Annotated in this window: 9 protein-coding genes; all 9 read left to right on the forward strand. The window is 46.4% G+C overall.

The window, feature by feature from the left end:
* The first annotated feature begins 732 nt into the window (after positions 1-732).
* The 9 genes from GTO89_RS11470 (at position 733) to GTO89_RS11510 (ending at position 13,819) form a co-directional block, all read left to right on the forward strand.
* On the forward strand, positions 733-3,804 hold the full coding sequence (locus GTO89_RS11470) for an anti-phage-associated DUF499 domain-containing protein (protein WP_161262233.1): 3,072 nt from the start codon (positions 733-735) through the stop codon (positions 3,802-3,804).
* Positions 3,801-4,397, forward strand: a complete 597-nt coding sequence (locus GTO89_RS11475) for an anti-phage-associated DUF3780 domain-containing protein (protein ID WP_161262234.1) — start codon at positions 3,801-3,803, stop codon at positions 4,395-4,397. Before GTO89_RS11470 ends, GTO89_RS11475 begins: the two co-directional genes overlap by 4 nt.
* Positions 4,397-7,234 (forward strand): anti-phage-associated DUF1156 domain-containing protein, encoded by a 2,838-nt coding sequence (locus tag GTO89_RS11480; RefSeq protein ID WP_161262235.1) that lies wholly within the window; start codon positions 4,397-4,399, stop codon positions 7,232-7,234. Before GTO89_RS11475 ends, GTO89_RS11480 begins: the two co-directional genes overlap by 1 nt.
* Positions 7,235-7,237: 3 nt before the next feature.
* Positions 7,238-9,955, forward strand: a complete 2,718-nt coding sequence (locus GTO89_RS11485) for a phospholipase D-like domain-containing anti-phage protein (RefSeq protein ID WP_161262236.1) — start codon at positions 7,238-7,240, stop codon at positions 9,953-9,955.
* 411 nt (positions 9,956-10,366) lie between these two features.
* Positions 10,367-10,747: a DUF262 domain-containing protein gene (locus GTO89_RS11490; RefSeq protein ID WP_161262237.1), complete on the forward strand. Its 381-nt coding sequence runs from the start codon at positions 10,367-10,369 to the stop codon at positions 10,745-10,747.
* 11 nt (positions 10,748-10,758) lie between these two features.
* Positions 10,759-11,013 (forward strand): hypothetical protein, encoded by a 255-nt coding sequence (locus tag GTO89_RS11495; RefSeq protein WP_161262238.1) that lies wholly within the window; start codon positions 10,759-10,761, stop codon positions 11,011-11,013.
* Positions 11,014-11,202: 189 nt separating this feature from the next.
* The gene (locus GTO89_RS11500) at positions 11,203-12,210 is read left to right on the forward strand and encodes an AAA family ATPase (RefSeq protein WP_235920421.1); all 1,008 of its coding nucleotides are present in this window, start codon (positions 11,203-11,205) and stop codon (positions 12,208-12,210) included.
* Positions 12,211-12,716: 506 nt separating this feature from the next.
* The gene (locus tag GTO89_RS11505) at positions 12,717-13,082 is read left to right on the forward strand and encodes a hypothetical protein (RefSeq protein ID WP_161262240.1); all 366 of its coding nucleotides are present in this window, start codon (positions 12,717-12,719) and stop codon (positions 13,080-13,082) included.
* Positions 13,083-13,096: 14 nt separating this feature from the next.
* Complete coding sequence (locus GTO89_RS11510) at positions 13,097-13,819, forward strand: reverse transcriptase-like protein (protein WP_161262241.1); 723 nt, start codon at positions 13,097-13,099, stop codon at positions 13,817-13,819.
* Positions 13,820-13,821 lie beyond the last annotated feature (2 nt).

A 13,821-nucleotide genomic window follows, 5' to 3' on the forward strand; every position in this document is an offset into this window, starting at 1 on the left:
TGGCGGTCTTTATGTTATAGCGCGTCAGGCATGGGCGTTGTTTCTAGAGTGAGAGTTCTGAACGATGAAGGTGCTAGTAAGCGTGGCGGTTGATTTACCAGAGAAAAGCCAACGCTGAAAGAAAAGAGGAACTTTACAAAAAGATGAATGAGGACGATGGTCGTAGTTGTAAAGCCTATGCTTCTAGGCGGCCCTGAAGGATGGGGATGGAATCTCGGGTGTGGTGGAAAGTTGCCGTCTTTGCACCAGCGCTTTCTTCGATTAACCATTGACGGCATTGAAGAAGATTTCGTCGTCGGCGATCACATGCTGAAAATCCTCGTAATGGGAAAATACAATTTATAACAAATATGGTATTTGCGCTGAGTTCCATAAAGTTATTATTTATTCGAAGTAATATAAAGCATGGTGAATGGCGGATAATCAGAACTTAAATTGCGTGCAAAAACAAATATTTGTATTTAGAAGGGAAAATAACCTTATTTGTAGAACCAATAAATGTTTATTAAAAACAAGCCTAGATAACTAGGGCCCTGTCAGAGCACGGTAGTCTGAAAAAAGGAGTTAATTTACATTTAAAGGAATCTGGACTTAAGGCTAATAAATACTGTGGGAGTTCGATATGTAACACAACGTTAAAGAAATGGTAAAAGTGGAAAAATAACATAAATCCCCGCGCCCTAATAATCCCACATTCCATGCAGGGTTTAGGTGAAAGAAAGGAGCTTGTACGTGAAAATAATCAAATCAGCATGCCAATTACACCCCAAGGCCCTTGAAATAAGTGTTGGTGACCAGATCGAGCAACTTGATCAGATCATTCATGGCACCAATGGGCAGGATTACTTTAAGAAAACGTTCATAACAGATGGAATGAAGACTCTTCTTTCCAAAGGTATGGCACGTCTTGCCGGAAAGTCAAATGATACAATATTCCATCTTAAACAGGCCATGGGTGGTGGTAAAACGCACTTAATGGTTGGGTTTGGACTTCTAGCAAAAGATCCGGCCCTTCGAGAAACACAAATAGGCTCCATACCATATCAGTCAGATTTTGATTCGGCAAAAATAGCCGCTTTTAACGGTCGTAACAATCCCCCGACTTATTTCTGGGGGGAAATTGCACGTCAGTTAGGCAAAGAGAATCTCTTCAGGGAATACTGGGAATCCGGCGCAAAGGCACCTGATGAACAGTCATGGTTAAATCTATTCGATGGCGAAGAACCCATTCTGATTCTCTTGGATGAGATGCCTCCCTATTTCCATTATTACAGCACACAGGTCTTAGGGCACGGAACGATTGCCGACGTGATTACCAGAGCATTTTCTAATATGCTCACCGCAGCTCAAAAAAAGAAAAATGTCTGTATTGTCGTATCAGACTTGGAGGCCGCCTACGATACGGGTGGGAAGTTAATTCAACGCGCTCTTGATGATGCGACACAGGAGTTGGGACGTGCGGAAGTTTCCATTACTCCCGTAAATCTGGAATCTAATGAGGTTTATGAAATTCTTCGCAAACGGCTCTTTCTTTCGCTACCGAATAAAAGCGAGATAGCAGAAGTTGCCTCTGTTTATGCGTCACGGCTGGCAGAAGCGGCAAAGGCAAAAACGGTTGAAAGAAGCGCCGAGGCATTGGCCAACGAGATTGAATCAACCTATCCCTTCCATCCGAGCTTCAAGAGCATCATTGCCCTGTTTAAGGAAAACGAAAAGTTCAAACAAACGCGTGGGTTAATGGAATTGGTTTCCCGTCTTTTGAAGTCTGTCTGGGAAAGCAGCGAAGACGTGTATTTGATCGGTGCTCAGCATTTTGACCTTTCCATCCACGATGTCCGTGAGAAGCTGGCCGAAATCTCTGAAATGCGGGATGTCATTGCAAGAGATCTCTGGGATTCCACCGATAGTGCCCATGCGCAGATCATCGACATAAATAGTGGAAATCATTATGCAAAACAGGTTGGAACCTTATTGCTTACAGCCAGCCTTTCAACAGCCGTCAATTCTGTAAAAGGGCTTACTGAATGTGAAATGCTTGAATGCTTAATTGACCCTATCCACAAAGCAAGTGGTTTCTTAACCGCATTTAGTGAGCTTCAAAAGTCGGCTTGGTATTTACACCAGACCCAGGATGGGCGTAATTACTTCAGTCGTCAGGAAAATTTAACGAAAAAGCTTCAGGGTTATGCCGATAAAGCACCGCAAAACAAAGTGGATGAACTAATACGCCACCGCCTTGAAGAGATGTATAAACCAGTTACCAAAGAAGCTTATGAAAAGGTATTACCTTTACCTGAACTGGACGAAGCAGAGGCTATTCTTAAAACAGGACGTGCCCTTCTGATAATTAGCCCTGATGGAAAAACTCCCCCGGGTATTATTACAAATTTCTTCAAAAATCTAGTTAATAAGAATAATGTACTGGTTTTGACTGGCGAGAAGTCGTCGATCGCCAGCATAGAAAAAGCCGCTCGCCATGTCTATGCTGTAACAAAAGCAGATAATGAAATTTCCGATTCACATCCGCAGCGAAAAGAACTGGACGAGAAGAAAGCTCAATACGAACAGGATTTCCATACCAACGTTCTTTTGGTTTTCGATAAAATTTTCTTTCCGGGAAGCAATCGAGGGGAAGATGTACTTCGGTCAAAAGCACTCGATAGTACCTATCCATCAAATGAACCTTACAATGGTGAGCGGCAGGTTGTAAAAACGCTCACTTCAGATCCCATTAAACTGTATACCCAGATCAGTGAAAACTTTGATGCTCTTCGCGCCAGAGTAGAGTCGTTGCTTTTCGGTGCTCAGGATGAGGCACGTAAGACGGATTTGCTAGATAAAATGAAGCAGAAAACTCAGATGCCCTGGCTTCCAAACCGTGGATTTGAACAACTGGCCATTGAAGCGTACCAGCGTGGTGTATGGGAAGACTTAGGGAACGGATATATCACAAAAAAGCCGAAACCCAAAACGACAGAGGTCATTATCAGTGGTGAAGATTCTTCCCCTGATGATTCGGGAACGGTACGTCTGAAGATTGATGTGGTGAATGCAGGCAACAGTCCCCGAATCTATTATGCAGAAGATGGTGAGGTATCTGAAAGCAGTCCCGTACTGAGCGAAAATACACTGGTAACTAAAGCACTGCGAGTTCAGTTTCTAGCCGTTGATCCTACTGGGAAAAATCAGACCGGTGCCCCAAAAACATGGACGAATCGCCTAACACTACGCAACCGATTTGACGAAATATCTCGAACGGTAGAACTGTTTGTTGCACCGAGAGGTACGATTAAGTACACTTTGGATGGTTCAGAAGCCCGAAACGGAACTGACTATACTGGATCTATTCAATTGGGAGATGAAGAAACGACAGTTTACGTCTTTGCCGAGTGTGACGGTCTTGAGGAAAAGCGAAACTTTACCTTCAACAAGGCGGGCTCCAAGGAAGTACCCATCATAAAAGAAGCCCCTGCAATCTGGCAAAGCGCGTCACCAAAACGCTTGGATAGTTCCTCGAAGACTTATGAGGGACTGAAGCTGGCTAAGGAGAAAAGCATCGAATTTGAACAGGTAATGCTGTTGGTTGGCTCTGCACCAAAGGCGATCCATCTTTCCTTAGGTGAAATTAAGATCAGTGCAGAGTATATCGAAAAGACATTGAACCATCTGCAAACCCTTCTTAGCCCGGACGTTCCTGTGATTATGACATTCAAAAAGGCCTATACACCAACCGGGTACGCTTTAGAGCAATTTACTAAGCACCTAGGTATTGAGATTGGCCACGGAGAAGTAGATCAAAAATGAGTAAAACTACAGATTTTGGCGCACCGACAGAATTCGGCATGCATCATTTTTATGTAGAAATTCCCACATCACCGCGGGATGCTATCCGTATTTATGAGGATTTTGGCTTCGACGGCGATGAAGCTCGTCGTGAGACTGTTGAATGCAGACTGGTTCTTGCGCGTGAGCTTTGGAACAAAATCAGGGATGATGCAAGACGAGACTTTAATGAGCGCCTAAAAAGCAAAAAGCAAAGTACCGGCAGTTGGACAATCGGAAAAGTCAAGTTAGACCGCTTTCTTGGGAGAGAGATTTGTGTTCTTGGCTGGGCAGCAGAACATGCCTCACCTGAGGAGTGCCTTGTAATCTGCCAAAAGTGGCTGGCATTGCGTCCTGAGGAACGCTGGTGGCTTTACAGCAAAACGGCCTCGGAGGCAGGGCTTGAAGATCAATCTGGACGAGGCTGGCGCAAAGCACTTTACTGCGCCTTGTCTGACGGTTCAAGTATTAAGGTGGAGCCTAAAAAAAATCCAAAGATAAAAGAGAAACCAGAGCAATCAGAGCAACAAGAGACACTGACTCTTTTTAATCTCATTGAAAAGGGAGACATCTAATGGCACTAGCACCATTTGAATGGAAAGATAAACCGGCACTGATTGAACATCTTTTTCCAGTACAAAAAATATCCGCGGAAAGCTATAAAGAGCAGATGGCGGGATCCGGTAAAACGCTTACAGCCCTTGGCAGCTATTGGAAAGGTAGAAAACCGCTCATTCTCAATAAGGCATGTATTCTGGGGTCATTACTTCCAGCCACAGAGGATCATCTCAAAGATCTGGAAATTTTTGAAATGCTGATGGGCATGGATACGGAGACGATGAAGAAACGCCTCGAAGCAACGCTTCCCTTTTCCAAACGCGATACTGTAGGAGAATTATTGGTGTTGCCTTATTCTGAACAAGTAAGTAAGGCGAAACGCTCCGAAGAACTGGGCGATCTCCTTTACGCACATATCTGGTCTCGCGTAAACCGACATCTAGATACATCTGCCAATTCTATTTCCGAACTGGTGGAGCAGATGGGCATTGCCCGCTTTGGAAGACGTCCGAAGGTTGCAGATGTCTTTTCTGGCTCAGGGCAGATTCCCTTTGAAGCGGCACGCCTGGGCTGTGATGTTTATGCTTCCGACCTCAATCCCATTGCCTGCATGCTCACCTGGGGAGGTTTTAATATTGTCGGAGCATCCAAAGAGGAACGGGCTAATATTGTTGAGGCTCAGAAGAAACTAATTGAGCATGTTCAAAAAGAGATTGATGATCTAGGCGTTGAGAAAGATGGGGGCGGCTGGAGAGCAAAGGTTTATCTTTACTGTGTTGAGGTTGTCTGCCCACAGTCTGGCTGGAAAGTACCACTAATCCCAAGCCTGGTTATTAGCAAAGGATACAAAGTTATCGCTGAACTGATTCCGATTCACATAGAAAAACGTTACGACATCAAGATTCGCTATGTCGATTCTACTGAAAAGGTTGAATTGGCAGAAAAAGGAACGGTTCAAGACGGAGATCTTGTTCATTCACCGGATGGAATTACTCAATATCGAGTGAGTATCAAAACTATCCGAGGAGATTACAAAGAGGGTAAAGAAAATAAGAATCGGCTTCGCATGTGGGAAAAAGCCGATTTTACCCCACGCCCGGATGATATTTTTCAAGAGCGGCTTTATTGCATCCAATGGATGAAAAAGAAGCCAACGGGTTCTAAATACGACTATGAGTTTCGCTCAGTTACACATGATGATCTGAAGCGAGAACAAAAGGTTATTAACTATGTTGGGAAGCATCTGGAGGAGTGGCAGGAGAAGGGCTATATACCCGATATGGTCATTGAAGCTGGAGATAAAACAGACGAGCCTATCAGAACTCGCGGCTGGACCCATTGGCATCATTTGTTTAATCCGAGGCAGTTGCTTGTAGCTACATTCGTGCAAAAATATCTAAGTGCGTACACCTCGTATATTTTAACAAGTATTTTAGATATAAACAGCCGAGTGTGCCGTTGGAATAATAGTGAAAGTAAAGGTGCTGGTGGCAATACTTCTAATACCTTTGACAATCAGGCTTTGAACACTTTGTATAATTACGGAACTCGTAGCCTGGGGAACATGATAAACTTTTTCTTCCCTCAATATAAAGAAAGCTCGATATATGGAAAGTGGAAAGTCTTTACGCACTCTGCGCAGAAAATTAATGAAGAAAATGACATATATGTGACTGATCCTCCTTATGGTGATGCCGTCAAGTACGAGGAGATAACCGAATTTTTTATCGCGTGGCTCCGCAAAAATCCTCCTAAGGAATTTGCTCACTGGACCTGGGACAGCCGTCGTACATTAGCTATTAAAGGAGAGGATGAGGATTTCCGTCAAGGCATGGTGGCTGCTTACCGAAAGATGGCCAATAATATGCCTGATAACGGAATCCAGGTTTTAATGTTTACCCATCAAAGCGGGGCTATTTGGGCAGACATGGCAAACATTATCTGGGCTAGTGGATTGCAGGTGACAGCCGCTTGGTATGTGGTAACTGAAACTGATTCAGCTTTGCGTCAGGGGGCTAATGTCAAAGGAACCATTATTCTGATTCTGCGAAAACGACATCATGAGCTTGAAACTTTCCGTGATGATCTTGGATGGGAGATTGAAGAGGCAGTTAGAGAACAGGTGGAGTCGTTGATAGGACTGGATATAAAGGTGAAAGCCCAAGGTTCCGAAGGGCTCTACACCGATGCTGACTTGCAGATGGCTGGATACGCCGCTGCTCTGAAAGTCCTGACCGCCTACTCACGCATTGACGGTAAGGACATGATCGCTGAAGCCGAAGCCCCTCGCCAAAAAGGAAAAAAGACTTTTGTCGATGAACTGATCGATTTTGCCGTGCAGACCGCCGTGCAGTTCCTTGTCCCAGTGGGATTTGAAAAAGTTGAATGGCAGAAGCTGCAGCCTGTGGAACGGTTCTATCTTAAGATGGTGGAGATGGAGCATCAAGGTGCCAAAACACTGGACAACTACCAGAACTTCGCCAAAGCCTTCAAAGTTCATCACTATGACCAGTTAATGAGTGATAACTCAAAGGCGAATTCTGCACGTTTGAAACTATCGACGGAGTTCAAAGGCGCGATGATATCCGGAGATGCTGAATTTGCGGGGACACCGCTGCGAGCATTGCTCTACGCTGTCTTTGAACTCTCCAAAGAGGTGGAAGTGGATGATGTGCTTTTGCACCTGATGGAAAACTGCCCCAACTATCTGCCTAACAAAACCTTGCTCGCCAAAATGGCAGACTATCTGGCAGGAAAACGGGAAGGTATCAAAGGAACGAAAACCTTCAAACCCGAATTGGAAGCAAGCTGTGCGCGTATACTTGCCGAGGCCATAAGAAACCAGAGGTTATAAGCGATGGCGTTAAAGCGTTTTTCATCTCGAACACAAAGATTGGATACGGAGTTTTTAGCGGAAACTCTAAAAGGTGCATCCAAGTATTTCCGAATTGCAGGCTATTTTAGGAGTTCTATTTTCGAACTGGTTGGCGAGCAGATAGCTCAAATTCCAGAAGTGAAGATCATCTGTAATTCTGAACTGGACCTGGCTGACTTTCAGGTGGCCACTAGGCGAAACACAGCCCTTAAAGAGCATTGGAACGAAGTGGATGTAGAAGCCGAAGCACTCCTGAAAAAAGAGCGCTATCAGATCCTCGATCAGTTATTGCAGTCTGGTAATGTGGAAATCAGGGTTGTACCGAAGGAACGCCTGTTTCTCCATGGAAAAGCCGGATCCATCCACTATCCCGACGGTAGTCGCAAGTCTTTCATTGGTTCTGTGAACGAGTCGAAAAGTGCCTTTGCCCATAACTATGAACTGGTATGGCAGGATGACGACGAGGAAAGTGCTGACTGGGTTGAGAAAGAATTCTGGGCTTTGTGGAACGACGGTATTCCTCTACCAGAAGCTATCTTGGCAGAAATCAATCGTGTCGCTAACCGTCGCGAGGTCACGGTAGAGGTATTAAAACCGGCAGAAGTCCCGGCTGCTGCAATCGCGGAAGCTCCCATATATCGAGGCGGGGAACAATTGCAGCCATGGCAGCGCTCCTTTGTCACCATGTTTTTGGAGCACCGAGATACATATGGAAAAGCCCGCTTGCTACTGGCCGACGAGGTCGGAGTGGGTAAAACACTCTCCATGGCAACCAGCGCGCTGGTGAGTGCTCTTCTCGAAGATGGTCCGGTTCTTATTCTTGCTCCGTCCACATTAACGATTCAATGGCAAATTGAGATGATGGATAAGCTGGGGGTTCCCGCGGCAGTCTGGTCTTCTCAAAAAAAAGTGTGGCTTGGTGTTGAAGGTCAGATTTTATCCCCACGCGGAGATTCATCATCGATAAAAAAATGTCCCTATAGAATCGCTATCGTTTCGACTGGATTAATCATGCACCAGCGCGAGAGATCCGAATTTGTCAAAGAAGCAGGAATGCTCCTTAAGAATCGATTTGGAACTGTCATTCTAGATGAAGCACACAAAGCACGAGCAAGAGGTGGACTGGGTGATAAAGCAGCTGAACCCAATAATCTTCTCGCTTTTATGCAGCAGATCGGAAAGCGTACCCGACATTTGATACTAGGTACGGCGACCCCCATCCAGACGGATGTCCGGGAACTTTGGGATCTTTTAGGGATTCTGAATAGTGGCGCAGAGTTTGTTCTTGGTGATTCATTATCGCCTTGGCGAGACCATGAACAAGCGATCCCACTGGTGACTGGAAAAAACCAAGTCACTTCCGAGCAAGAAGCCTGGCGGTGGTTAAGCAACCCACTGCCTCCGGCTAATGAGCATCATATTGTTCAGCAGATTCGCGATTATTTGGCGATCGACTCCCAGTCTTTCTTTTGCCCACACCGGTTTGAGGATTTGGACTATATGATTCAGAACATGTGGCTTTCTGAATGTCTGGTCCATGGATTTTTTAAAGAAAATAACCCCGTCTTGCGTCATACCGTTTTGAGAAAACGAAAGCAACTTGAAGACGATGGTCTGTTAGAAAAAGTTGGTGTTAATACGCACCCGGTCACCCGAAATCTTGCACAGTATCAGTCTCGTTTTGTCGGTTTGGGAATTCCAACAAACACACCCTTCCAGGTTGCCTACGAAAAAGCCGAAGAGTTTTGCAAGCTTCTTAATTCCAGAACGAAAGCCGGCGGCTTTATGAAATCACTGATGCTGCAACGCATTTGTTCAAGTTTTGCCTCCGGTTTGAAAACGGCGCAGAAGATGCTTAAGCATTCTATTTCCAATGAGGATGAGGACCGTATTGAAGAAGTAGAACATATCCTTTCTGAGATGACGCCTGCAGAGGTGGTCTGCCTCAAAGAAATAGAAACACAGTTATCCCGTGCTGAAGCCGTAGATTCTAAATTCAATACAGTGAAGTGGTTCCTCTCTGAATTTAGGACTGACGGAAAAACGTGGCTTGAACACGGCTGTATTATCTTCAGTCAGTACTATGACACTGCAGAATGGATGGCCAAAGAGCTGGCCAAATCCTACAAAGATGAAGTTGTCGCAGTATATGCGGGTGTAGGAAAGAGCGGACTTTTTCGGGGCGAACAATTTAACAATGTCGAACGTGAAGTCATAAAAGCTGCCGTTAGAACTCGTGAGATTCGTCTGGTCGTAGCAACTGATGCGGCCTGCGAAGGCTTGAACCTTCAAACATTAGGCACCTTGATTAACATTGATCTTCCGTGGAATCCGTCTCGCCTTGAACAACGATTAGGTAGAATCAAGCGGTTTGGTCAAGCCCGTAAGTTTGTTGATATGCTCAATCTTGTCTACAGCGAAACACAGGATGAGAAGGTTTACAACGTCTTATCAGAACGCCTGCGCGACACTTACGACATTTTTGGCAGTCTTCCGGATACAATCGACGATGAATGGATTAAAGACGAAGAAGAGCTTAAACGCAGAATGAACGAATACATGCACGAAAGGAAAAAGGCTCAGGACGCTTTTACTGTGAAATATCGTGGTACCATAGATCCTGAGGCGCATTTATGGGAACGCTGTGCCTGTGTTTTATCGCGTCGTGATATAGTAAAGAAACTCAGTGAGCCTTGGTAGTAAGAGTTGGATCCTCATTAATTGTCTATAAAGAAACGGTTCAAACCCCTAATTCTAGAGCATAGCCCCCTTCTATAAAGCCCCCTCATAATATTTGAGCTTAGACGCTCAAATGGGCTACAACGAGAACGCATGGATGGGACGAGAAAATGAGACGAACTCGATACCCAAAAGAACTAAATGAGCAACTGATCCAGGAAGCCATGGAAGTGGGAAATGCAACATAAGTGGCCCGCCGACATGGGATCGATCTGAAACGACTGAATTATTGGATTCGAGAATCGGACAATTAAGCAAGCAAAGAATTATGACGATTTTTTGCTGAACATCACTGTATAGCAAGCGAATTGCCAGTTCTGATGACTGTTGCAAGAAGATATGAAGGAACCTTGATGAGAAAGGAGACTTCTATTGAAAGCAAACGAAACCGTGTTGACGAATATTCTGGAGGGCACGAAACAGTACATCGTGCCTCTTTTTCAGCGGCCCTACACATGGCAGAAAAAGCATTGGGAAACGCTTTGGCAGGATATTATGGATCTTTATGAAGACGATACGAGAAGAACGCATTTTATTGGTGCGATGGTTACCTTTCCAACCGTCTCTGTACCGGAAGGTGTAGCCAAATATCTGCTCATAGACGGGCAACAACGCCTGACCACACTGGCGATAAGGTCATCCTATATCGACTGGGATCATTCGAAATACTTCCCAGCCCCATTGAAAACATCTACGAAGATGGAAAGGGTCGACGCTTTTCCAGCTACCGATGGGCCTCCCGGCTATCGTTAGAATGGGCAAAAGTGTTGGAAGAGTTGCTTTTAGAGACGGAACCGGAATGGCGGCTCTATGAATGGTTGAACGCCAATCAAGTTGCCTTTTCCTTAGACCCCGCGCAAGCACTATTAATGGATCCCGATGATCCGCAGGGCCGGGTTTGGTTTGTGATAGAGCAGGAAGGAATTCGTGTTCGTTATGCAGGTCCGTCGGGGTTCTTGATTCGGGGCCACAGTGGGAAGGAAAGAATTGAAGCGAATGTAGATGGGATTTTACAGTAACCGGAACGGGGTCGCAGGCGACTCACCTTTTGGCTGGGGTAGTCAAGAATGAGCACGTTTGATTCAACCGATTGTGCTGTTATACTATTTGTGAATGGTAAAAATTCCTTATAAATAATGTGATTGAATTAGTTCGGTCGCCCCGCGTGGTTTTAGAAAGGGTTATGCATGATGGCAAGAGCCGATTTATTGAAAAAAATATTTCGCGGATATAAACTGGGCGACCGTCAGATGTTTATGGAAGCCGCAAAAGACATCATTGATGAGGAACGCAAAAAAGCCCATGTGGTCTTAGCTAATGAACTGGCGCGGATATTGGAAAAAGGTAAGCCGCTTCCCGGACCGGGCGCTTTTATTCCGCTGGAACCACTGCCGAAGGATAGCGATCGCGGTGCGTCTCTGTTGGAGTTTCGGCAACCGGATCGCTATTTGGATGACCTTGTCCTCCTGCCGGAACAGCGGGATTGCTTTGAAGAGGTGCTGTACGAATTTCGCCGGTGGGATATACTGGAGTGCCACAATCTGCGTCCGCCCCACAAGTTATTGTTTTGCGGTCCCCCCGGATGTGGAAAGACGGCTACGGCGGAAGCCTTGTCGCGGGAACTGGGAATTCCCATGCTCTATGTGCGTTTTGATGCCGTCGTTTCCAGCCTGCTTGGGGAAACGGCGGCCAATCTGCGCAAGGTCTTCGACTATGCAGCCCAGGGCTCCTGGCTCATTTTGTTTGATGAGTTCGACGCCATTGGTCGTTCGAGGGACGATGAATTGGAGCATGGCGAATTGAAGCGGGTCGTCAATTCCTTTTTGCAAATGCTTGATCAGTTCTCTGGTAAATCGCTCGTTGTGGCTGCCACCAATTTTGAACAATCACTCGACCCTGCGTTATGGCGTCGCTTTGACGAGATCATCCGTTTCGACAAGCCGGCGCCCGATCAAATCGGTCTCTTGTTGCGAAAAAAGCTGGCTTCTAAAAAAGGAGCCGTGCTCCCCAGTGAATCAATGACACCTCGGCTTACCGGAATGAGCCATGCCGAGATCGAACGCATTTGTCTTGATGTATTGCGAGCGGCTGTGTTGCGAGGCGATTCAACCTATACGTTGCAGGATCTGGAGAAAGCGATTGAAAAACAAGAACGGCGCAAACAAACGTTGCAGAATATCACCGCTTCCGATAAGCCGCACATTGCCAAGGAGTGATGTTGCGTGCCAGTGCCACCAGGTTTTTATGACAACATTCGTTGGAATCGATTGCCGCAAGCGGCACGGAGAAGAACCAGACCGATAACACCTCCAGGACCGCCCCTACGGATAAATCCCGCGCAGCATGGCGGCAGACTCGTCCGGCAGGCGGGAGCGGCAATAGGTAACGAGCGTCGCATGCGGGAAAATCTTGGGATTGATCCCTCTCGTCTTTTCAATAATTTGCTGGCCTTCCTTCAGATAATCGCGCTGCGGACGAAGAGTATGTTGCTTGGAACGGCTACGCCCGTGCAGATTCACCCTATCGAGGCGTGGGACCTCTTACGTGTCTTGTCAATTGGCAATGAGTTCGTTCTTGGTAATCAGGTGAGTCCATGGCAGTTTACGAGTGAATCTTTGCCGGTCGTGATGGGTCAGGCAAAACCGCCGGAAGAGGATACGGAGCGATGGCGATATATGCGAAACCCCTTTCCCGTCGGGACAGAGGATCCGGAAGACCGCGATTGATCATCCGTAGATCCTTAAAGATTTCTGATGAGATTGCTGTGCTTCCTGTTGACGCCTTTGAACATATGACGGCGCAGGATCGCACGAGGGTTAAACGTATGGCAAAAACGTTTTTTGCTCAGCATAATCCCTACGTCCGGCACATCGTGCGGAGAACGCGCAAGTACCTGGAAGAAACAATTGATCCCGAAACACGAGAGCCCTATTTGAAGCCTGTGGGCATCGAGTTGTATGGGGAACGGGATGAAGATGCCATCGTGCTTCCCACGTACCTGAACGACGCATATCAAAATGCTGAAGAATTAAAGGCGGAGGCATTTGGCAATAGGATGGAATTAAATGGAAATCCTTCTGGTCACTAGGAAGGATGTAGTTAGTGACGGATGGCTATGATGATAACATAGAACCAGTCTCCCCGGCATACCAGGTGTTTTTCGACGTTTCTCCCCGCCAACGCTCTGATAAAGACACAACCTACAGCATGGGCATCTATATTATCGCAGAACAGCGAAGGGCGGAAGTGTCCTTCCTGTTTTCGGCCCACTCCTTCGCTGCTGCCGAAATGTCCGGCCTGTACGCGGCGATGAATGTCGTGAAACAGGAAGGGCTTCTGGCAGATGCGGTCATGATCGCAGGCGACAACCATCACGTCCTATCCTTTCCCGAAACGCGCAAGCCATCTTCAGACAAACATGCCAAAAAAGTGGCCAATAAGATTGTCGCGCTGTTGCCGAAGTTGCCGAATGTAACATTCAAGTGGGTTCCCCGTGAGGAAAACAAAACAGCCCATGGGCTTGCCCGCAGACAACTCCATATGAAAGGCCAGACGGCGTCTCCCGCTACGCCGCCTCCGGTTGAATGGTCTCAGCCAACGCTTGTGACGGCAAAGACCGAAGAAGTTGCAGAAAGCCCGCTTTTTTCAGGCATGCAGGTTACCGTTCCGGCGAAAAGCGTTCGTGAAGTGGTGGAAGGGGCAAAACGGTATTTTGTCGACTTGGATACTTGCTTTTGCACCTGTGGCCAGTCATCCTGTTCCCATCTGGTGATGGCCTTGTGGCAGGAATATCAGATGCAACGGGATATGGACTTATTCAAGTAGCC

The sequence above is a fragment of the Heliomicrobium gestii genome (genome assembly GCF_009877435.1).
GTDB classification, from domain to species: Bacteria; Bacillota; Desulfitobacteriia; order Heliobacteriales; family Heliobacteriaceae; genus Heliomicrobium; species Heliomicrobium gestii.